The 22,885-nt window shown below is 43.0% G+C and carries 19 protein-coding genes; 3 read left to right on the top strand and 16 right to left on the bottom strand.

Annotation, left to right across the window (positions count from 1 at the left end):
* Positions 1-92: 92 nt before the first annotated feature.
* The 10 genes from IGJ42_RS03340 to IGJ42_RS03295 all read right to left on the bottom strand — a co-directional run bounded on the left by IGJ42_RS03340 (position 93) and on the right by IGJ42_RS03295 (position 10,831).
* Entirely contained in the window at positions 93-1,382 is a 1,290-nt protein-coding gene (locus IGJ42_RS03340; RefSeq protein WP_016620579.1) for a CapA family protein, read from the bottom strand.
* Positions 1,383-1,819: 437 nt separating this feature from the next.
* Positions 1,820-3,922: a BglG family transcription antiterminator gene (locus IGJ42_RS03335; protein WP_086333045.1), complete on the bottom strand. Its 2,103-nt coding sequence runs from the start codon at positions 3,920-3,922 to the stop codon at positions 1,820-1,822.
* 23 nt (positions 3,923-3,945) lie between these two features.
* Positions 3,946-4,851 (bottom strand): 4-hydroxy-tetrahydrodipicolinate synthase, encoded by a 906-nt coding sequence (dapA, locus tag IGJ42_RS03330; protein ID WP_086333044.1) that lies wholly within the window; start codon positions 4,849-4,851, stop codon positions 3,946-3,948.
* A complete protein-coding gene (locus IGJ42_RS03325) occupies positions 4,848-5,513 on the bottom strand; it encodes an SIS domain-containing protein (protein ID WP_086333043.1) in 666 nt (221 codons plus the stop codon). Before IGJ42_RS03325 ends, dapA begins: the two co-directional genes overlap by 4 nt.
* A 24-nt stretch (positions 5,514-5,537) precedes the next feature.
* A complete protein-coding gene (locus IGJ42_RS03320; RefSeq protein ID WP_086333042.1) occupies positions 5,538-6,824 on the bottom strand; it encodes a PTS ascorbate transporter subunit IIC in 1,287 nt (428 codons plus the stop codon).
* A gap of 25 nt (positions 6,825-6,849) precedes the next feature.
* Positions 6,850-7,215 carry a PTS sugar transporter subunit IIB gene (locus tag IGJ42_RS03315; protein ID WP_005237463.1) on the bottom strand — a complete coding sequence of 122 codons (366 nt, stop codon included), beginning with the start codon at positions 7,213-7,215 and terminating at the stop codon, positions 6,850-6,852.
* A gap of 1 nt (position 7,216) precedes the next feature.
* Positions 7,217-7,663, bottom strand: coding sequence for a PTS sugar transporter subunit IIA (locus IGJ42_RS03310; protein ID WP_086333041.1), 447 nt, complete (start codon positions 7,661-7,663; stop codon positions 7,217-7,219).
* Positions 7,664-8,097: 434 nt separating this feature from the next.
* Positions 8,098-8,229: a hypothetical protein gene (locus IGJ42_RS03305; protein ID WP_005237465.1), complete on the bottom strand. Its 132-nt coding sequence runs from the start codon at positions 8,227-8,229 to the stop codon at positions 8,098-8,100.
* Positions 8,226-10,364, bottom strand: a complete 2,139-nt coding sequence (gene feoB / locus IGJ42_RS03300) for a ferrous iron transport protein B (RefSeq protein WP_086333040.1) — start codon at positions 10,362-10,364, stop codon at positions 8,226-8,228. Before feoB ends, IGJ42_RS03305 begins: the two co-directional genes overlap by 4 nt.
* On the bottom strand, positions 10,364-10,831 hold the full coding sequence (locus IGJ42_RS03295; RefSeq protein WP_005237467.1) for a FeoA family protein: 468 nt from the start codon (positions 10,829-10,831) through the stop codon (positions 10,364-10,366). The genes feoB and IGJ42_RS03295 overlap by 1 nt, the downstream gene beginning before the upstream one ends.
* 356 nt (positions 10,832-11,187) lie before the next feature.
* Between IGJ42_RS03295 and nrdH the strand changes: the two genes are divergently transcribed.
* From nrdH to nrdF, 3 genes are all read left to right on the top strand, one after another.
* A complete protein-coding gene (gene nrdH / locus IGJ42_RS03290) occupies positions 11,188-11,412 on the top strand; it encodes a glutaredoxin-like protein NrdH (protein WP_005225182.1) in 225 nt (74 codons plus the stop codon).
* 97 nt (positions 11,413-11,509) lie between these two features.
* Positions 11,510-13,669: a class 1b ribonucleoside-diphosphate reductase subunit alpha gene (nrdE, locus tag IGJ42_RS03285; protein WP_086333039.1), complete on the top strand. Its 2,160-nt coding sequence runs from the start codon at positions 11,510-11,512 to the stop codon at positions 13,667-13,669.
* A 97-nt stretch (positions 13,670-13,766) separates the two neighbouring features.
* Positions 13,767-14,732, top strand: coding sequence for a class 1b ribonucleoside-diphosphate reductase subunit beta (nrdF, locus tag IGJ42_RS03280; RefSeq protein ID WP_005225180.1), 966 nt, complete (start codon positions 13,767-13,769; stop codon positions 14,730-14,732).
* Positions 14,733-14,791: 59 nt separating this feature from the next.
* Here nrdF and IGJ42_RS03275 read toward each other — a convergent pair whose 3' ends face one another.
* The 6 genes from IGJ42_RS03275 to IGJ42_RS03250 all read right to left on the bottom strand — a co-directional run bounded on the left by IGJ42_RS03275 (position 14,792) and on the right by IGJ42_RS03250 (position 22,869).
* Positions 14,792-15,847, bottom strand: a complete 1,056-nt coding sequence (locus IGJ42_RS03275; RefSeq protein WP_086333038.1) for an alpha/beta hydrolase — start codon at positions 15,845-15,847, stop codon at positions 14,792-14,794.
* 90 nt (positions 15,848-15,937) lie between these two features.
* Entirely contained in the window at positions 15,938-16,654 is a 717-nt protein-coding gene (locus IGJ42_RS03270; RefSeq protein ID WP_005237471.1) for an MIP/aquaporin family protein, read from the bottom strand.
* A complete protein-coding gene (gene glpO, locus IGJ42_RS03265; protein ID WP_086333037.1) occupies positions 16,647-18,476 on the bottom strand; it encodes a type 1 glycerol-3-phosphate oxidase in 1,830 nt (609 codons plus the stop codon). The genes IGJ42_RS03270 and glpO overlap by 8 nt, the downstream gene beginning before the upstream one ends.
* A gap of 3 nt (positions 18,477-18,479) precedes the next feature.
* Complete coding sequence (gene glpK, locus IGJ42_RS03260) at positions 18,480-20,000, bottom strand: glycerol kinase GlpK (protein WP_086333036.1); 1,521 nt, start codon at positions 19,998-20,000, stop codon at positions 18,480-18,482.
* Positions 20,001-20,129: 129 nt separating this feature from the next.
* Positions 20,130-21,572 (bottom strand): helix-turn-helix domain-containing protein, encoded by a 1,443-nt coding sequence (locus tag IGJ42_RS03255; RefSeq protein ID WP_086333035.1) that lies wholly within the window; start codon positions 21,570-21,572, stop codon positions 20,130-20,132.
* On the bottom strand, positions 21,562-22,869 hold the full coding sequence (locus tag IGJ42_RS03250; RefSeq protein ID WP_086333034.1) for an NAD(P)/FAD-dependent oxidoreductase: 1,308 nt from the start codon (positions 22,867-22,869) through the stop codon (positions 21,562-21,564). The genes IGJ42_RS03255 and IGJ42_RS03250 overlap by 11 nt, the downstream gene beginning before the upstream one ends.
* Between the last annotated feature and the right edge of the window lie 16 nt (positions 22,870-22,885).

Raw genomic sequence — 22,885 nt, 5'->3', positions numbered from 1 at the left:
CTGTCATGTTTTGTTGGAAGGAGCACCATTCGTTTCATGATTCGTTTTCTCGAGAGCTAATAAAAAAGCAACCTGTTGGTCAGGTTGCCTTATTAGTCATTTTGATTTTCTTTTTGCTGCTCCCACTTCAAATCTAACAGCTCCAGCATTTCATGGTAGGCGGTTTCTATGCGCTGTCGTTTTTCTTCAGGAACACGTTTGGCGTATTGTCCATCCGGTAGATAATCTTCGGCCAAGTAAACTTGAAAATCAAAGGCCTGTAAGACGCCGTATTCTGGATCATAATAGGTACGATCAGGGATCGGCTCTTTGGAGACCCAAGTTGGATGTAAGGCAATCTTACTTAAATAGGTCCGAGCTCCCTGTTTGGTGATCTCAACTTCTGGAATGACGCCGCGTTCGGTCCAATAGTTGTTATTGACGGTTTCATAACGTTGATTCGACAATAAGTTCCCCATTGAATAAATGATAAATTTCTTTTCACCGTCCTTTTCGATGATTTCGGTTGGTTCTGCTACATGCGGATGGCCGCCGAAAATAATATCAGCACCAAAATCAATCATCTTCCGATAAACAGTTTGTTGTTCTTCCGTTGGTTCTAAAGAATACTCGACACCAGACTGAGGCATCACGATGGTGATATCCGCCAAGGTTTCCGCTTCTTTGATCTCTGCTTCCACTTTATCGAGGGACAAGTCTTTCAAATAAGTGTCATACTCTGCTTGAGTTAAGCTTTCTTCAAGTCCATTGAAGCCATAGGCATAGGCCAAGAGAGCAACTTTGATCCCGTTGACTTCTTTGACCAAAATTCCACTATTGTCGACCGTGACACCAATCGTTGCCAACCCTTGATCGTGAAAAGCAGCCGCCGTTGTTTTGACTCCTTCGATTCCCGTATCTAAGATATGATTATGAGCAAGATCGATCACATCAAAGCCAGCGTCTTTGATGCTGGCAACGGCATCGATAGGCGCGTTGAATAAGGGAAAACCGCCAAGTGGTTTATTAGGATTGATGGTTCCTTCAAAATCACCCAGAGCAAGATCCGCCGATGCAATTAACGGTTTGACTTGCTCAAAATCATTGTCAAAATCATAACGCTTTCCATCGTAAGCGCTTAAATAAACAGGTGTATGATAGAGCATATCGCCACTAGCTGTCACTGTGATGGTTTTTACTTCTGGCTTTGTTTCGGTAGAACTACTTGATTCTTGCATTGGCTTAGTCGGTTTTGTCGATTCTGCGGTAAGACGCTGTTCGGGGATGCTTGTCGCTTGAATCACTAGATAAATCACTCCGAATGTGATTGCCAATAATGCTACACTTAACCCAGCAATGATCCGCTGCCTTTTCTGATGTTCCTGTCTTCGTTGCTGTCTCATGAACCCACCCTTTCAATGTCCTTTTTCCCAAATTTTTATTCTATTACAATCGAAAGAGAGTGCTTCTATTCCCTTTCGCACAACATTCACTAAATAATATCTTTTTATTAAATAATTATACTATACTTTTTAGCCCCTTAATAGGTCATTTCATAAAGCATAAAAAACAGCCCGATCGTGATCGAACTGTTTCTCCACTTCTATGGTAGCTGATTTCCGAATGAATCTTTCTTGTAGAACTGGACTAACCTCAAACGGCATAAATTAGTATCATTAGATAATCCTTCGGCTGTTAACAGTTCTGGATGACATCCCTCGCTTTCGGATGAACAGCAGCAAACGATGAAGGCAAATTACTCCCCTTCGCACGCTTCTCTCAATAAAGACCAAAGAGTATATGCTTTATTCTATAATACTTACAGTTTTTTCGAAAAAATTTATACAACAGCAGTACGTAAAATCTCTGCAAACCAGTGATAAACTGTTTCCGGACATTCATGTTTTTCTAATTCTCGAAAAAAGTCTTTGGATTCAATAAGGGTAATAAACTGAGTCATCGCATTTAGATGCTGCTTGCTGTCTAACGCAGAAAGAGTAAAGATGTACTTTACAGGAATCGTTCCTAAGACATATACTTCAGATTCTAACGTTGTCAATCCCATGCCAAGTTTTTTTGCACCTGCTTCAGGAACCGTATGCGGTAAGGCAACTTGATCGACTATCACCATATAAGCACCTTCTGATCTGGTTTGTTGAATGATCGAATCGATGTAATTTCTAGTGATGATCTTTCTTTCAATCAATGGATTGGCTGCGAGATAAAAGGCCTCTTCCCACGTTCTGGCTTTTTTGTTTAATTGTATCAATTCTGGACGCATCATATCCAACAGCATTGCAGGTTCTTTTGGCTTTTTCTCTTTTTGAGACATGATAGATGCCGTTGGCGAGCAGGACTCTTGTACAAATTTCTCTAGATGATGCCGCAGAGCTGACTCGCTGGTAACCGTTGAATATTGTTGAATAACGTGCATCAAGCCGTCGATCGTAACAGTATTGGGCTTTATACTTGTACTGGTTTCGAATTTGACATCTAAAAACAACTGGGTTCGTTCCTCGTAAGACATGATCGGGTTTACTACAAAAATCGGTTTTTTTAACGGATAAAGTTGAAAGTTGGGTTTTGTCGTAAAAATGATATCGTAAGACTGATCAAATGAATGTAGTTCGCTTGTTTCAATCGGTCCCAATAAGATAAAAGAGGGAAAGATTTCCTTTAATTCATTGTAAATGATTGCTGAGCTTCCAATACCATTTGGGCAAACAACGACCCCCACTTTTTGTTGCACCATATATTCTTCAGAATTCCTGATCAAAAGCGCAAAGTGCATTGTTAAAAAGGCTACTTCTTCATCTGGAAGCTTTGAATCAAAGCTATCACTGATTGGTCTCAAGGTTTCTTTTACGATCTGATAAAGGTCATTATATTTTTCAAAAATTTTCTCCTGCATAGGATTGATGATCGGTAATCGAAACAGCATCCGGAAATAGGTCGGTCGAAAATGACTATATAATTGCTTGATGACAGAGTGTTTATCCTTGAAACGAATACCTGAAAGCAATTCAAATCGCTCGACGATTCTTTCTACCAAGTCAATGATGACCAAATTTCCTTGAAGCCATTCCTTTTCATTCCCTAATGCCATTCCCAGGACCCACCCACAGAGATAGTTCTTTTCTATACTATTCATCACCCCTGCGTTTTCTAAAATTTCTTCAGCAAAGCGGTACTCCTTCATTTTTACTAACTCATGATCATTAGAAAAGGGCTTTAGATTAAATTCATTCAAGCCCATTCTTGGGTATAAAAAAATAAGGATATAGTTCAATTCAATCAATCTATTTTCAACTAACTCTATCGCATGTTTTTCTAAAAGAAGAGAAAGATAGGTGTCCTGCTCATCCGCCAATTGTATTCGTTCGTTATGAATAAAGTAACGGTAAATAAAATCATCGTCCTTGCTAGTCACATCTTCCAAAATCATTCGAAATAAAGCGTAACGAATCATCAGTTCATCACCTGCTAAGTGATACCCCTCTTTTCTCGAGTAACTGATTGAAATATCGTACCCATGTAATTCCGCTTGTAATTTGCGCAGATCACTCATAAAGGTTGTTTTGCCGATTTTTAACGCATCTAAAAAATGATTGACCGACAGATAGTCTTTCTCGTAGTAAAAGAGCGTCAAAAAGATATATTTTCCTCGTTCTTTTGAACTCATCTCATAATACTTAAACATACGCTCACGTAAAAATGACTCCAACAAATATTCCTTGCTTTTTTCAGGCAGTCGAATCACACTTTCCTTATTCACGCTAAGTGGTAGTTTTTGGGCAGATAGAAACTGGTTGATTTTATCAATGGTATACTCTATTTGAGTGCGGTTCATAGAATAATTCCGCTGAAGATAATCGTAACTGATGGTCGGTTTTTCAATCAGAGCCATCATCATCTTTCTCGTCCTATAGTCAATTTTTACCATCAATGTTCCCCCATTTCTGCAGCCTACTGTTCTACTTTCAATGTAAATCCTTCCGCTTGTACATATTTTTGAAGCACTTGATCTACCTGCTGCTTTTCTTCTTTCGTAAGATCTAGAACAGGCAGTTTCGGTAACCCAACATCCTGTCCGATTGCCCGCAAACAGTATTTCAGCCCAGACGGAATCGTTGAGCATTTGCAGGCTTCTCTAAAATCATCAATACTTGCTTGTTCTTGCCGCGCTTGTTCTATGTTTCCAGCTACAAATTGTTCATAGATCGACACATCTGTTTTCGTCACAACATTTGCGGTTGAAGCCACAGAGCCATCTGCTCCTAACTGTAGCGCTTCTAAAATCTTAGAGTCGCTTCCCATCAGCAAAGAGAAATCCTCTCGATGATTTAATTCAAGATAGCCCTTGAAGTTTTCTAGATCACCGCTTGAATCTTTTATCCCAATGATCGAGTCAATTTTGAGTAATTCCGAGAAAACATGACGATTGATGAAATTTCTAGTATTTGGCGGAATATTGTACAAAATAATTGGTAGTGTCGTTTGCTCAGCAATCATTCGGTAGTGATGGATCAACTCCTCATCGGTATATTTCAAAAGATACGGCGTAATGATGGAAGCAGCATCAACGCCGAGTTTTGCAAACTCATTTACTAACTCAATCACTTTATTCGTTGCGATATCTCCGGCACCTGCAAATACTGGTACTCTGCCCGATACTTCATCGACAACGATTTTTGCAAACTGGATTTTCTCTTCTTTGCTTAAGGTATGAAATTCGCCATTGGTTCCTAAAATAAACAACCCGTGGACACCACCAGCAATCAAATGCCTTACAAGCTTTCTGGTGCCCTCTTCATTGATGCCGTTCTCATTTAATGGTGTGACCATTGCTGGTATAATTCCTCTGATTTTCATTGCGTAAGCTCCTTTTTTGTCGTTGCTCCTAAGCTTCCCCCTGGATGCCATTTAAGGTAATCTTCTAACTTGATTTCTTTTGCTTCTTGCAGCAACACCGACAGAACCTGCAGCTGGATCATTTGGGCGATCACAGAGGAACGTGGCGGTTTATTCAATGAGTCCCCTTCTTGGGAAACATAAGAAGACAATGTGACTTCGGCACAGGAAGCTAGGGAAGAATCTTCATTTCCTGTTATCGCTAAAATTACAGCGCCATTGGCTTTTAAGGCAGCAAGTGCATATTCTAATTCTTTGGTGTTCCCACTATTACTTATCGCAATCACTACATCGCCAGCCACGACTTGTCCTGCCGATCCGTGCACAGTTTCGGTTGTGTCTAAAAAATAGGTTGGCGTGCCGACAGATGAGAAAAGTGAAGCTGCATAGCCTGCTACATAGGAACATTTTCCCACGCCTGTTACATGAACGCGCTTATGGTTTTTTTCTGCATGGAGAATAAGTTCTTTGGCCTTCACCATCTGTTGATAGACTTCTTCTTCTTCAAGTCGATAAAATTGAGCATCGCTTTGGGCTTTTAAATTCGTACTATATGCAAACAAAACGTTTTTTTCATTCAATACAGATTTTCCTTCCTTATAGCAAGGAGAAATGGTATCCACCTTTCTCCTTGCTAATCATACTGTTTAACTAAATAGTTTTAAGATTTTATCTAGTAAAATTCCGATAATATTGTAGTCGATTTGAGGAAATCCAGCGTCTGTGATGCCTAATTCAGAAAAAGCTGGGAAAAGCACCAAAGGCAATGCAGTCAGCAAAATACCGCCTAAGAAGGATGCGATGATCGCCCCTTTCAACCCGCCTCTTATTGAACCAAAGACACCCATTGTTCCACCCGAGAAAAAAGCAATCCCAGCTGCTGGCAAAAGTACAACGGGAGAACCCATAGCAGCCATGGCAAACGTCGCTGTTAAGCCACCTATAAACGAGGTAATAAAACCGACAGGAACCATGGTTGGCGCATATTGGAAAAACACAGGAACATCTACTGCCGGCATTGATCCCGGGATATATTTTTCAGAGATCGCCACGAAGGCAGCCGTTAATTCAGCAATAAATTGACGCACACCATAAATCAGTACAGACATACCCGCCGCAAATTGCAACCCTTGAATCAACGGATACAAGAACCATAAGTCGTTGCCAGCCATTTCTTGAACGACATCCATATGACCACTTAAAACTGCTGCGATCGTTGCAATGTAGAAAAGAATAATCATGAAAAATGCAACAGAGAAGACAAAATCTCGGAATACGGAGAAGAAATCAGGAAGCTCGCGATTGGCTGCTTTCTCTTTCTTTGCTTGCCAATTTTTCCCGCCAATGACACTGCCAATGACACCTGAGAACCAGTAAAAAATCAAGTTAAAGTGACCTAGTGCAACCCCTGCATTACCTGTCAGCTCATCTGTATATTTCTGAGCCAATTTGGGCAACCCTGCTCCTGCAAAACCTAGTACCAAAGAACCAAAGATAACTGTTACCCAAGTGGACATACCATTCGAAATAAAAATCAACCCAATGACAGCAGCAAAGAAAAGATAATGCTGACCGGTTAAGAAAATTGATTTTAAAGGCGTCAATTTCGCAATAACTAATCCGAATATGAACCCTAGCCCCATAATCATTGATATTTCAAAACCATATACATCCATAGCTAACGCTGTAGCAGGCTCTACTGCCAGAACCGTCCCTTGAACACCAAATGCGGTCTGAAACAACGTGGCGAAATTTGCAGCAATCGTTCCTACATGACCACCACCAATATTAAAAATCATAAACCCAATGCCCACTTTGAGGACACCGCTCAGGGTCTCCTTCGCAGGCTTTCTTTGTGCAAGTAACCCGATCAAAGCTAAAATCATTAGCAACACAGCAGTATTTCTGAATTGGTTCATTACTAAAATTGCCATTCAATTTATTCCTCGCTCCATCAATTTATTTTGTTTGCATCGTTTCAAGAAATGTTTCTAGTTTTCCTTGGATCTCTTCTTTACTCATAATATTTTGAATACCTATGACTTCATAAGGTTTGTTTTGAAAATCAGGTTCCGCTGCGATATCTGCCATACTCATAAAGGCATCACCCGTAAAACCAATGAGAACATCTAGATTTCCATGAATCGTTTCAATGGGATAGCCGTTTTCTTCAATCACTGATTTTACTTTTATGTGAAGCAGCGTTGAACTCCCCATCCCAGCACGGCATGCAACCGCTATCAAAAATTTCTTGCCATTACTCGCCTTAGGTTTTGCATCTGATTGGATCGATGCATCATTTTTCTTTTTTTGAAAGAATCCCATCTTAACTCCTCGTTTCTTCTAATAGTTTTATAAATGCTTCTGGTGTCTCCACATTTGCTAAACGATCAATGATATTGTCCCTTGCTAAAACCTCTGCTAACTCACCCATCAGTTCCAAATGACTGGTCGGGTCTATCGCTGCCAAACAGAAAATGACTTTAACTGGATCATTGGGCGAACCAAATGAGATGGGGGTATTTAAGGTCATCGCACTTAGTCCTAAACGACAAACCCCATCTTCTGATCGGGCATGGGCCAAAGCAAACCCAGGCATAAGCACGATATACGGCCCGGCATCTAAGACGGATTGAATCATCGCTTCGACATACTGTTTTGAAACACTGCCATTCCTCAATAACGGCTGGGCAGCTTTTTTGATTGCTTCTTGCCAACTGGTACTGTCTTGCTGAAGTAAAATGTTTTCTTTTGTTAATAATGTAGTTTGCAAACGACGATTTCCTTTCTAAAAAAATTTCTTTAGGTTTTAGTAAAAGAATTTCTCGAGATAATTCCTATACACACACTATAAGTGAAAAGTTCTGACCTGAATAGACGATTTGCGACCACATATTTGTACACGCTTCCAGATTAAGTGAACTGCTCTTCTCAAAAAGACCAGGAATACTGCCTATTTTTTTTACTAGCCTCCAGTTTTTCTCGATAACCTTCTTGAGCAGTTCACAAAACTTATTCTACCAAGGAAAAAATGAACCAAAAATGGACAGATCTTTTGCTTGCACCCACAATAAAAAAAAGAAGCTCTTAAATAAACTAAGAACTTCTTAAAGCAAACACTCTATTCATGGCTATAGATCTACCGTTTCAATTGTATTTCTACCCGTAGGTGTTTTCACACGAATTTTTACTTACAACCGCTATTTTCTACTTTGCTTCCTCATGCTTCACGGGACAACTGCTGTGGCAATCAGAACAATGATCCTTTTTCACCATGCGGTACACCACACGACCGCCATAGCCAAAAATCAGTCCGCTTAGAATTACTGTAGCAATCATTTTTCGCCTCCTACGACTTGGATCAAGGGCGCACTCCCTCGGAATGGTTTCTTCACCAGAGCAAATACTAATAGACCAGCAATGACTATTGCCGCAAAAACACCTAGCGTGAGGTGTCCGCCTTCAAAGATGACGTGTCCGAATTGGTAGACCAGAAAACTGGCGCAGTACGCCAAGCCGCATTGATAGCCAATGGCTAACCACGTCCACTTGCTGTCCCCCATTTCACGGTGAATCGCACCGATGGCAGCAAAACAGGGGGCACATAGTAAATTAAAGACCAGGAAAGAGTATGCCGCCACAGCAGTGTAATCGCCGCGCAACACTTGCCAAATCTCCGTCCCACTTTCTGACAACTCACCGGTTTGTCCGTAGAGAATCCCGAATGTGCCGATCACATTTTCTTTGGCCACCAAGCCAGTGATCGTCGCCACGGCGCCTCGCCAAGTTCCCCAGCCTAGGGGAGCGAAGAGGGGCGCCAAAAGTCGACCGAAAAAGGCCAAAATGCTTTGGTCTTCACTGACCCGCTGCAAGGCAAAGCTGTAGCTGGAGGTAAACCAGACAAAGATACAAGCCACAAAGATTATCGTTCCGGCTTTTTTTACAAAAGCAATGGCTCGATCACAGGCACTTTTCAAAATCGTTGTGAGCTGCGGCAAGTGATACGCTGGCAGTTCCATAATGAATGGTGCCAGATCACCTGCAAAAAGCGGCGTTTTTTTCAAGACGATCCCTGAAAAAATCACAGCGCCCATGCCGACAAAATAGGCCGATGGTGCGACCCAACTATAATGAGGGAAAAAGGCACCCGAAATCAATGCAATGATCGGCAATTTGGCAGAACAAGGCATAAAGGTCGTGACCATCACCGTCAACCGACGATCCTTTTCGTTTTCAATCGTTCGGCTTGCCATCACCCCCGGCACGCCGCAACCTGTAGCGATCAACATGGGGATAAACGACTTGCCAGATAGACCAAACTTGCGAAACAGTCTGTCCATGACAAATGCCACCCGTGCCATGTATCCACAGTCCTCCAAGATAGCCAAGCAAAAAAACAACACGAAAATCTGCGGCAAAAAGCCTAAAACCGCACCGACCCCAGCCACGATGCCATCCAAAATCAGTTCTTGTAGCCACTGGGCGACCCGCAGCTGTTCTAGCCAATGCGCTGTTGTTTCGGGAATCCAGCTGCCAAATAATACATCATTGACCCAATCAGTGCCGATCGTGCCAATCGTCTGAATCGATAAATAGTAGATTCCCCACATAATGAAGGCAAAAATCGGTAGTGCCAATACGCGATGGGTCAACACGCGGTCGATTTTGTCGCTGAAGGCTAAGTGCTGATCTGTTTCCTTGATGACTGCCAGCGCCAACAATTCTTCAATGAAGCCATAGCGCTCATTAACGAGAATGGCGTCACTGCTGTCTTTAAAGATCATCTCTAAAATCGAAATCGTCTCCTGAATGACTGCTTGCTGGGAATCAGTCAGTTTACACATTGCTTGAATCGCTTCATCTTTTTCGAAGAGTTTTATGGCAAACCAGCGTTTTCGCTGCTGAGGGATCGTCTCTGGCAAAATCGCCATGATCTCGGTCAAGCCAGCCTCTAGACGAGCATCGTAGCGGGGAGGGAGCTGTAGTGTGTTGGCTGCTTGCTTCGCTGCCTCGATCATTTTGGCTAAACCACGTTGTTTCAAAGCACTGATCCCCACTACAGGAATCCCTAATCCGTAAGCCAATTTTTCGAAGTTGATCTGCAAGCCTTTTTTCTTTAATAGATCGATCATGTTGATGGCTGCCACGGTCGGACCATTCATTTCTAATAATTGCAATGTTAAATACAGATTTCGCTCAAGATTAGTTCCGTCAATAATATTGATCACCGCATCCAGCGATGCTTCCATCAAATAATTGCGGGAAATCAGTTCTTCAGGCGTATAAGGTGACAAGGAATAGATCCCGGGCAGATCTTGGATCAGCACGTGCCGGTCTTTTCGCAGTCGCCCCGCTTTACGTTCTACGGTGACACCCGGCCAATTGCCCACTGTTTGTTTGGCACCAGTCAATTGATTGAAAGTACTTGTTTTCCCACTATTGGGATTTCCTGCTAATGCAAATTGATAGGTCATCAAGCTTCGACTCCTTTTTCGATAAAAACCAACGCTGCTTCTTGCTTTCTCAAAGACAATTCATAACCGCGGAGCCGAATCTCCATTGGATCACCCAATGGAGCCAGTTTCACTACTTCCAAATGAACGTTTTTCGTAAGCCCCATATCCATCAAACGACGGCGCAAAGCACCTTTTGCACCAATCTGATTGACCTTCCCGCTTTCACCAACTTGCAGCTGATCCAAAGAGGTAATGACCGTTTGCTGCTGGATTTCTGTGACATCGATTTGTTCCATGACCCGTGCATCTAAAGCAATCCGCGTCCCTTGGTGCAAAATGATGCCGCCTTTGCGATCTTTTTGCACCACAACGATTTCAACCCCCGTGCGAATGCCAAGATCGTTTAAATGAACCGTGATTTCTTTGGTTGTTGCCAACGAGTCGATTTTGTATGTCCCAGAAGCCCAAGTTTGCGCCATTTTCATTGGTTCTTACTCCTTTTGTGAAGTGTTTTTTAATTAACCTACTTTAATTGAGAATGATTATCATTATAATAGAGCCATTTCCATAGGAAGTCAATCTGTTTTCGACTTAACTTTGAATCTTCCTTCACAATAGAGATTTTTTTTACTCATTTTGATTGCATATCCCCTCTAATAATTACGCAAAAACCTTGTAATTCTAAGTATTTTCCGCTTTTTTCATTTGCATAAAAAACACAGAAACACTATAAATTGTGTATGCCGAATTCACAAGCACAAGATATAGTGTTTTTTCGTTGACTTTCTCCGAGACTTATTTATACTAGGTTTATAACTATTACAACTCGGAGGAAACAATTATGAATATCAAACTATTTTCTAAAAACAACTGCATGCAATGTAAAATGGCGAAACGCTTTTTAAGTGAAAATCAGATTGCCTTTGAAGAAATCAATATCGATAATGAGCCTGAAGCATTAGAATTTTTGAAAGAACAAGGATTTCAAAGTGTGCCAGTCATTACCTCTGATGCGCAAACGATCATCGGTTTCCGTCCAGATCAACTACGTCAATTAGCGAGCTAAGATTTTTCTCAATGTGATGCTTTTGAGGGATTTGTCAGTCGTCCAGACCGCAAGTCCTTTTTTATACGAACAAAACAAGAAAAGAGGTTAGCCATTTATGAGCTTGAAAGAAATCAAAGATGTCAGTTATTTCAAATTGAATAATGAGATCAACCGTCCAGTAGATGGTCAAATTCCATTAAATAAAGACAAAGAAGCCCTAGCGGCATTCTTTAAAGAAAACGTTGAACCAAATACCTTAACCTTTGCGACTGCAATGGACAAAATCAATTATTTGATTGAAAATGATTATTTAGAAGAAGAATTTATCAAAAAGTACCGTCCTGCTTTTATTGAGGACTTGTATCAATTCTTAGATGAGCAACACTTTACTTTCAAATCATTTATGGCTGCTTACAAGTTTTATTCACAATATGCATTAAAAACGAATGATGGTACCGCGTATCTTGAGCGTTACGAAGATCGGGTGGCGTTCAACGCCCTTTACTTTGCGGATGGGAATGAAGAGTTAGCCATGAGCTTGGCAGATGAAATGATCTACCAACGTTACCAACCAGCAACCCCTTCTTTCTTGAACGCAGGACGCAAACGTCGCGGTGAATTAGTTTCTTGTTTCTTGATCCAAATCACTGATGACATGAACGCGATCGGTCGTGGGATCAACTCCGCACTGCAACTTTCACGGATCGGCGGCGGTGTCGGGATCACATTATCAAACTTGCGGGAAGCTGGCGCGCCTATCAAAGGCTACGAAGGTGCAGCAAGTGGTGTGATGCCTGTAATGAAATTGTTTGAAGATAGCTTCAGCTATTCAAACCAATTGGGTCAACGGCAAGGGGCTGGTGTGGTCTACTTGAACGTCTTCCACCCAGACATCATCAGCTTTTTATCAGCGAAAAAAGAAAATGCAGATGAAAAAATCCGTGTCAAAACCTTATCATTAGGTGTGATCGTACCTGACAAATTTTACGAATTGACGCGTAAAAATGAAGAGATGTATCTCTTTAGTCCGTACAGTGTCGAAAAAGAATATGGCGTACCATTTTCTTATGTCGATATCACCAAGGAATACGACAACTTAGTCATGAATCCACGGATTCACAAGACTAAAATCAGAGCTCGCGATTTAGAAAATGAAATTTCTAAATTACAACAAGAATCTGGTTATCCTTATATCATTAATATCGATACAGCAAACCGCAGCAACCCAATCGATGGCAAGATCATCATGAGTAATCTTTGTTCCGAGATCCTTCAAGTTCAAGCACCATCTGAGATCAACGGCAAGCAAGAATACGAGGTTTTAGGAACAGATATCAGCTGTAACTTAGGTTCCACCAATATCGTGAACTTGATGGACAGCCCTAACTTTGGGAAATCTGTTCGAGCAATGACTCGTGCCTTGACCTTCGTTACTGATGCGTCTGACATTGACGTGGTACCATCGATCCAAAATGGGAATGCCTTGAACCACACGATCGGTTTAGGCGCAATGGGCTTGCATACCTATTTTGCAAAAAATCAAATGGAATACGGTTCACCAGAATCCCTTGAATTTACTGATCTTTATTTCATGTTGTTGAACTATTGGACATTGGTTGAAAGCAATGCCATCGCCAAAGAAAAAGGCGAAGTTTTCCATAACTTTGAAAAATCAGCTTATGCAGATGGCAGCTACTTCACTGATTATATCCAAGGTGACTACCAACCAAAATCGGAAAAAGTCAAAGCATTGTTTGAAGGCGTCTTTTTACCAACTGGTGAAGATTGGGCAGCCTTGGCACAAACCGTCAAAGAAACCGGCTTGTATCACCAAAACCGCTTAGCCGTTGCACCAAATGGTTCGATCTCTTATATCAATGATACGAGTGCCAGCATCCACCCGATCACTCGGATGATCGAAGAACGCCAAGAAAAGAAAATCGGCAAGATCTATTATCCAGCACCTTACTTGAGCAATGAGACGATCGGCTACTACAAATCAGCCTACGATATGGATATGCGCAAAGTGATCGATGTTTACGCAACTGCTCAAAAACACGTCGATCAAGGGATGAGTATGACCTTGTTTATGCGTTCAGATATTCCAGAAGGTCTTTACGAATGGAAAGAAACGACAAAACAAACCACCCGTGATTTGAACATCTTGCGTCACTATGCTTTCCACAAAGGGATCAAATCGATCTACTATGTACGGACCTTTACAGATGATGCAGAAGAGATCGGCAGCAACCAATGTGAAAGCTGTGTCATCTAATCCAACTTTTGCCTGAAAACGAACCAATAGCCTGCCCCTGCTCTCTATTGAGAGCGGGTCGGCTGTTGTCTTGATACGATTATTGGAGGAACCGACTATGGGTAAGACTTACTATGAAGCAATCAACTGGAATGAGATCGAAGATATCATCGATAAATCCACTTGGGAAAAATTAACAGAGCAATTCTGGTTAGATACGCGGATCCCTTTATCAAATGACCTTGATGATTGGCGGACGCTATCACCATTAGAAAAAACGACGGTGGGCTACGTCTTTGGCGGCTTGACCTTATTAGATACCGTTCAATCAGAAAGCGGTATGGATCAACTGCGTAAAGATGTCCGCACCCCACATGAAGAAGCGGTCTTGAACAACATCCAATTTATGGAATCTGTCCATGCAAAAAGCTATTCATCGATTTTCAGCACCTTGAATACAAAAGCGGAGATCGCCGATATTTTTGAATGGACCAATACCAATCCTTACTTACAAAAGAAAGCCGAACGAATCAATGAGATTTACAAAAATGGGACACCGCTAGAGAAAAAAATCGCCAGTGTGTTTCTAGAGACCTTCTTATTCTATTCAGGTTTCTATACACCCCTTTACTACTTAGGTAATAACAAACTAGCGAACGTAGCGGAGATCATCAAATTGATCATTCGTGACGAATCCGTTCACGGCACGTATATCGGCTACAAATTCCAATTAGGTTTCAACGAATTACCAGAAGACGAACAGCAAAAGCTGAAAGACTGGATGTACGACTTGTTGTATGAGTTGTATGAAAATGAAGAGCGTTATACCGAAGAATTATACGATGAGATCGGCTGGACCGAAGAAGTCAAAACCTTCTTGCGTTACAATGCCAATAAGGCTTTGATGAATCTAGGACAAGACCCGCTTTTCCCAGATACCGCCAACGATGTCAATCCAATCGTCATGAACGGTATTTCAACTGGTACCAGCAACCACGACTTCTTCTCACAAGTTGGGAACGGGTATCTGCTTGGTTCCGTGGAAGCGATGAAAGACGATGACTACTTCATCGGACTTGATTGATCTGCTGACAAATAAACACCTTGTTTCTCGCCAATTGAGGGTGAGAAACAAGGTGTTTTTTAGTGAGCCAGCTGGTCTTTGATAAAGGTCAACGTTTCTGTCAAACAGGCCTGTGCTTGGGGCAAGCTATAATCAAATTGGTATTCGTGGGTCACCGTTTCCGAATCCCCTTTGTAAAAGCGACTCGTCACGGGAATATCAAGAGCTTGCAGCTGGTTGGCAAAGGCAATGCCTTGGTCTTCAAAGGAATAGGCATTGCCATCCGTGATATACGTTGGCGGAAAATCAGCCGTCAATTTATCCACCAGTGAGATCTCCTGCAGTTGGGGACTTTCTTGCCATTCTTTTTTGCCTAATAACGACCAAGCCACCGTTTTGACAAAGAATTTCATAAAGCGATCATCTGAAGAAGTCCCGGCGATCTGCTTCAAATCAAGCGGTCCGCAATAGGAAATAAACCCTTTCAGGGCCGATGCAGGAATGTCTTGATCAAAGGACATTTCCTTCGCATACGCTGGATTGGTTTGCAGCGCCACATATTGCCCAGCGATTTGGGCTCCTGCAGAATCCCCGCCGAAGAAGAGTTGATCGAAATCCAGCATGGGGTATGCTTGGGCATCTGCTTTGATCGAGTCTACCGCTTGGGCTAATTGTTTGACCTGTCCCGGATAATGCAGACTTGGTGCCCATTCATAATTAATCGAAACCACAGCGGCTTGGGTTTCATCGACGACATAGGTCGCAAACTCTTTGACCCCTTCTTTATCTCCACCGACATAGCCGCCCCCATGGATCCAAAAAATGACTGGAACAGGGCCTTGTGCCTCTTTGGGATAATATAGATCAAAGGTACTACGTTGATAGTCCGATTGATACGTCAAGTCCTGTTTGACCGTCACATTCGGCAAACTTTTTTGATAAGCTGCCTCACCCTTGATGGTCACTTCTTGGTTAAACAGATGACCGATCAAAAAAGCCCCCGGTCGTGGGGAGAGTTGAAAAGCCAGAAAAACGGCAGCTAAGAGTCCGATCAGGACCATCGCCACCCACATGAAAAAGCGCAGAATTTTTTTCACGCAAAAGCTCCTTCCTTCGTTCTGTTTCAGCTTTTTCATTTAACCATGTTTTTTTAGCAAATTCAATGACAATCGCTAAAGATTAAAAAAGGATGATACCAATAGGTATCATCCTTAAAATAACATCGTTTATAATGGCAACATCATAAACAAACCAGCTGCGATCGCTGCACCGATCATTGGACCGATGATTGGTACTAACGCATAGCCCCAATCGGAAGTCCCTTTGTTTTTGATTGGTAAGATTTGGTGAGCAATCCGTGGTCCTAAGTCCCGTGCCGGGTTGATGGCATAGCCTGTTGGTCCACCAAGAGACAGTCCGATCGCTAAGATCAAGATCCCAACAACGATGGGATTTAATCCATCCGTAAAGGTATTGGCACCAAAAGCCAATAAGCCAAAGACTAAGACAAAGGTACCAATGACTTCAGTGATCGTATTCGATACTAAATTACGAACTGCAGGCCCTGTTGCAAAGGTGCCTAAAATCGCGCCTTGGTCTTTTGTTTCATCCCATAATGGCAAGTAGTTGAGCCAAACAAGGATTGCTCCTACGATCGCACCAGCAATCTGCGCCAGCATAAACGGTATAGCCAAACTCCAAGAAAAATTCCCTGTCATCGCCATGCCTAATGTAACGGCTGGATTCAAGTGAGCAGGTCCCATGTACCCTGAAACGTATACGGCGATGGTCACCGCTGTTGCCCAGCCCATCGCGATCACGATCCAGCCAGAGGCTTCTGCTTTACTCTTTTTCAGATTGACAGCCGCACACACGCCATCCCCTAACAAAACCAAAATAGCCGTTCCTAGAAATTCACTAAAGATCTGGGTTGTTTCATTCATCTTTTTTTCCTCCTTTTAAGGCTGTTAAATCTGATTCTGCGATCACTTGGTTCATTTCTGCTACATAGGCTGCTTTTTCTTCTTCGCTCCAGCCAAAGAAGTCGGTCATAGCTGCGACGACACCGGCTTTGACTTCATCTAAGGTATCTCGCATAAATAGGATATGGTTGGTCCGACGCAATAGATAATCGACAGGCGTCAGAACCATTTCTTCATGCAAGGAATAGTTCAAGGCAGTGCTTTCTTTTTCATCTAAGCCCTCAAACTTCGTCTTGTAGTTCAACACTTGGGGAAGATTCGACCCATAAAGATGAGCCAAATACGTCGCATCTGCTTCATTGAACCCAGCGGCTTGCGCTTCGTCAGCCAACTTCGCTAATTCTCCCTCTACATTGGCTGCATCAAGCTCCCCACCAGAAACTGGGTACGTGGTTGAATCCACTAACTCGAAGGAAGCACCGCTTTCTTGAAGCAATTCATTGATCCGTTTGACTGCTCCTTCCGCCATCAAACGATAGTCGGTGATTTTTCCGCCTGCCAACGTCAATAGTCCGTCTTTTGAGCGTTCCAAACTGCTGCCGCGAGAAACTTGCGATGGATCCACTTTGCTGGCTTCTACTCGTTCTTGTGCTTGTTTTACGGCTTTTTCTACAACTGGTCGCTGCCGCTTATCTGCAAGATATTCTTTGACGCTTTCAACGATCTGCTCAAAGCTTTCATCCGATAGTTTGCCTTTACCGCCGCCATTGTAATCCGAACCACCATTATTCGTAATCAATGGACGTAGACCAGCCCAGCTCGCTTCGATATCATCAAGGGTGATTTGTGCATGTGGGAAGCGTTCATTCACGATGGTCAGTAGATAATCGACATCTTCTTGTGTGACCGTCGGATGGGCAAAATCGCCTTTATAGTCCGTATCGGTTGTGCCAAAATAGGTCTTGTTTTCTCTTGGTACCACGAAAACCATCCGACCATCATTTTTCCCAGTATCAAAATAGGTTGGTTGCGGCACTTTTAGTTTTTCCCGATCGACCACTAAATGGACACCTTTCGTCGGACGCATTTGTGGCGGCAGCTCATCATTCTTGTCTAATTGACGAACGATGTCTGACCAAGGGCCGGTCGTGTTGATCACGACTTTGGCGTGAACCTCAAAGCGCTCGTTTGTCAGTTGATCCTCCACTTCTACCCCATTGATGATGCCTTGCTCATCATGTAAGATGCCGACGACTTTGGCCTTACTGATCATTGCTGCCCCATCGGCTTGTGCTCGTTTGATGTTTTCGATCACCAAGCGGGCATCGTTGTTGCGAAAATCAAGATAGACTCCGCCACCAACTAAGTTTTCCGCCTGCAGCTGTGGTTCGCGTGCTAAGACCTCTTCTTTCGTCAACAGATAATTTTCGTATTTACTGCCTGTCACATTCGCTAAGCGATCATAAAGATCCATCGCCACTTTAACAGAAAACAAGGAGAAGGTTGCCCCCGGTTCATCGTAAATCGGTAAAAGCATCGGATCTGGTTTCGGGATATGTGGAGCAATTTGTTGGACGATCGCCCGTTCCCGCACGGTGTCAGCGACCACTTCCACGTCAAAGGTTTTCAAATAGCGAATACCGCCATGAACGAGTTTCGTGGACCGCGAAGACGTCCCTTCGGCAAAGTCTTGCATTTCCAAAAGAACCGTCTTCATCCCAGCCGCTGCTGTTTGAACGGCAACCCCTGCGCCGGTAATCCCACCACCAATGATCAACACATCATAGGTGGTCTTTGCCGTTTCTTGAATGGTTTCCTTCCGATCTTTCTGAGAAAAGGTCATGGCTTACTCGCCTTCTTTCTTCGCTTTGAATTTGAAGGTCTGAGTAGCCGCCACCGCTTGTTTCCAACCTTCGTACAAATTGTCTCTTTCTTCTGCTGGCATTTCTGGCGTAAACATTTGCCCTTCTTCTGCCATTGATTTCAATTCATCTAAGTCTTTCCAGAAGCCAACCGCTAGTCCTGCCAAATAGGCTGCACCTAATGCGGTTGTTTCCAGATTCGCTGCTCGTTGTACGTCAATGTCTAAAATGTCCGCTTGGAACTGCATCAATAAATCGTTTTTGGCTGCCCCTCCATCGACTTTCAGCAATGGGATATCGATACCGGAATCTTTTTTCATCGTATCGATGACGTCTTTTGATTGATACGCAACAGCTTGCAATGTTGCCCGAACAAAATCTTCCTTCGTCGTCCCACGAGTCAAGCCGAAGACTGCTCCTCTTGCATCTGAATCCCAGTAAGGCGCACCTAATCCAGTAAAGGCAGGTACCACATAGACTTCATTATCACCTTTTGCTTTGGCAGCTAGTTCTTCTGATTGTGGCGATGTCTCGATCATGCGTAGACCATCCCGCAGCCATTGGATCGCTGATCCAGCAACGAAGATACTTCCTTCTAAGGCATAATAGACTTTGCCGTTGATGCCATACCCGATAGTCGTCAGTAGGTCATTGTCAGACAATTGTGGTTCTTCACCAGTATTCATGACAATAAATGCCCCAGTGCCATAAGTATTTTTGATCATACCTTTTTCAAAGGCCATTTGTCCAAAGAGAGCGGCTTGTTGGTCTCCAGCCATTCCAGCGATTGGTACTTCACTGCCGTAAAAATGGTAGCTGCGGGTGTGACCATAGACTTCTGAGTTGCTTTTGACTTCTGGTAGCATCGAGCTTGGAATGTTCAAAAGATCCAAAATTTCTTGATCCCACTCTAATTTATGAATGTTGTAAAGCATCGTCCGACTAGCATTGGAGTAGTCGGTGACATGGACTTGTCCATCTGTCAGTTTCCACACAAGCCATGAATCGATCGTTCCGAAGAGTAGCTCACCATTATCCGCCTTTTCTTGTGCCCCTTCGATATTGTCTAAAAGCCAACGCACCTTGGTCGCTGAGAAATACGCATCAATGACTAACCCAGTTTTTTCATGGATCATCTCTGTATGGCCATCTACTTTTAATTGGTCAGCGATCGGTGAAGATTGACGGGATTGCCAAACGATCGCATTCGCGATTGGCTGCCCTGTCGTTTTATCCCAAACCACTGTCGTTTCACGCTGGTTGGTGATACCAATGCCGGCGATTGCTTCTGGTCGGATACCTGATTCAATAAATGCCCCTGCGATGACTGATTGGACAGAGTTCCAAATTTCGTTGGCGTTGTGTTCTACCCAACCTGATTTTGGAAAGTATTGCGGAAACTCTTTTTGTGAACTGCCGATTTTTTTCCCGTTACGATCAAAAATAATTGCTCTTGAACTAGTGGTTCCTTGGTCGATCGCCATTACATAATTTTTTTCTGCCATTTGATTCGCTCCCTTTGGTTTTATACGCGCTGTTTGTTAGCGCTTTCTGACTTGCTTTTATTTTAGCTGAACTTTTGCTATATGGTTCGTCAATTTTTTTTCAAATCTCTAAGAAATTGACGAAATCCACTATTTAAAGCGTTCACGGATCATTTTTTTGATTGTCTCACGATCATAAGCAGTCCCTAATTCACTGATTCGATAGGTCGGTGTTTTGGTCTCGATGGCGTAATTCGCCAAGATCAAATCATATTCTTGTTCTGGACGATAGCGTTCGACAACTACGCCATTCAAATTTTTGAGATACAGCAGCCACATATAATAGAGGGCTTCTTTAAATAGCTCATCCATTTTCAAGGCGATCCCAACACGAAATTCTCGATTGATTTGATAGTCGATGATCGTGATGACACTCAAGTATTTGACCATCGTCATCATCAGTAGACTATTTTTCTCGGACGGCTTGATATTTAACTCTGTTAAGGCCTTACCTAATAGTTCATGACTGATTTGCTGAATGTTGCGGCTGGATAACTGCGCTTCCAGCTGCCAAATATTTTCTCGATCAAAAACTTCCACATCCCCTTTGAAAAAATAGACGCGGCTGTGGATCTGCAGCAGGTGACCATAGCAAGTGGCTTCCATTTCACGAGGAACAAACGATGGGCGGTAAAGATGCAAAATATGTTCCAAAATCAAGGTATCCGTCAAGGCAGTTGGCGTAAACCGAGAACGCTGCAGCATATACACCTGCAGATCGTGTTCGGATAACACCGAGAACGACAACAAAAAAACAAAATGCAGCATCGCCTCCTCTTCTCTGACTTCTAATGCGTAATGGCCAAAGCCACGAAATACCAACTCACGTAATTGTTGAAACAAAGGGTCTTTCATGTAAGGTGCCATTTTCTCCCGTAAAACTTGAAAGGATTGAGTAGCAATTTTCAGTCGCGCTTTCATGATCCTCAGCCATAGGGACAAGCGCTGCTGGGCTTCTTTCGTAAAACGCATGTTCAGGCCGCGAGTGATCAGACCGACATATTTCTCATCGATCGGCAATGGCTGACTGTCAAAAGAATGAACATACCAAAAGAGTTCAAAATAGAAATAACGAATCTGCGTTTCTTCCCCAATCAGCTTTCCTTGCCAGATCTCTAATTCAAATTCTGCTAGCAAGCCATTTAGCTCTTTGATTTTGCGAAACAAGGATGACTCGCTGACCGCTAATTTTTGTGCCAGCTGGACAGTGGTCACCTCTTGATGCTGCAAAAGATGCTCGAGGATTTGAAATTTCAATGCTGACCGATAAAACGCCCATTCGATTTGATTGAGGGAAAAAGTGGGACTCATTTCAAAGACCAGGACACCTTTTCGATAATACAACTGACACTGCTCTTGGTAGTGAGCCAACTCATCTTGCAGCTCATCCACATACTTTTCCAGAGAAGGCTTACTGATGCCAAGATAGAGCGCTAATTCATGTAGCTCCATTTGACCGCCAACTAGTAAAAGTTTTTTGAGCAGCTGCAATTGTTTTGCTTCTTTTTTTTCTAATAACTGATCAAGTCTCATCGGCATCACTTCCCGACCATATGAAGGTTTGATCCAACACATTCGTGAACCGTGGATGGAAGAAAAAGTCTTTTTGGGTCAGCTCCTCCATCGTTGCCTGCTGCTCGATCGCAAATGCTAGTAAATTGAGTTTTTCCAAAATATTGGCTTTTGATAATAGCTGCGCACCAACGATTCGGCCGCTGGCTTGTTCGATCATCACTTTTCCATGGACCTGCGTCGAATCAAAAAGGGAAACGGTAGTCGTAAAAGTGTGACAAACGATCGGTGATTCATAGAAAAACTGATCCGACTCGGTCAAGCCGGTACTGGCTAAATACCACTCAAACAATTGTGTACCGACTGTCCGCAATCCACCACGAAACGGGGTCGTTTTGTTTGCTAGATTGCGAGCTGCCGCAATCCCTGAGCGAACAGCATTATTGACTAAGGGCATGTAGACCGTGTCTTTCGTAATAGCATTTGGAATTTGGATCAAGTCGCCGACCGCAAAAATATCCGTGGCAGAAGTTTCCAAGTAGGCATCTGTCCAGATAGTTTGATCACTGTGTAATTCAAAGACCGTAAATGCCTCTGGCAAGCGAGGATGAACGTTAACTGTCGTCAATACCAGATCGCTTTCATAACCTTGATCGGCGGTTTCGATCCGAAAGCCTGTTTCCGTTTTAACGACTGCCAAAGTTGGCTCCGACCAATGCAGCTGCAAGTTGGGGCTTTTTTCGATCTCCGTTAAAAAGGGCTGCAAAAAATCGCGATCAAAGTACTTGAACAAAGGATATGACATTGATTCGATCACACTGACTTTTTTTCCGATCGCCGTCAAGGTATTCGCCGCTTCCATCCCCGCTTGACCAGCACCGACGATGGTAATCGACTCTGCTTGGGGCAATTGCTGCAAGAAATGCTTCGCTGCTTCATATTCCTTGTAGGTCAGTGGTGCTTCTTCTGGTTGTGGCAAAACAGTGGAATCTTGACTGGAGCCTGCTGCCAAGACGAGTCGATCATAACTTAGTTCCCGTTTATCCGTTCGAATCCGATGATCCGAAGGAAAAATCTCCAGAAGCGTTTCTTCTAAGGCAACGTCGATCGTTTCTGCCTCCAGCTGCTCCTTCGTACAAAAGAATGCTTCTTCTAGCGAAGCGATCCTGCCTTCGATCAGCAATAACAAGCCGCTTGGAACAAACCCAAGATGGGCTTTTTTTTCTATCAGTAGAATCTCTGCGTCAGGGTATAATCGACGTGCTTCGCGGGCGCAGCTGACACCACCAAAAGACCCACCTATAATTATGATTTTCATTGGATCACCTCTCTCC

Source organism: Enterococcus sp. DIV1067f, from assembly GCF_050543505.1.
In the GTDB taxonomy this organism is placed as follows: Bacteria; Bacillota; Bacilli; order Lactobacillales; family Enterococcaceae; genus Enterococcus_D; species Enterococcus_D entomosocium.
The sequence above is the reverse complement of the archived record's forward strand: the minus strand, read 5'-3'. Positions and strand labels throughout refer to the sequence as shown.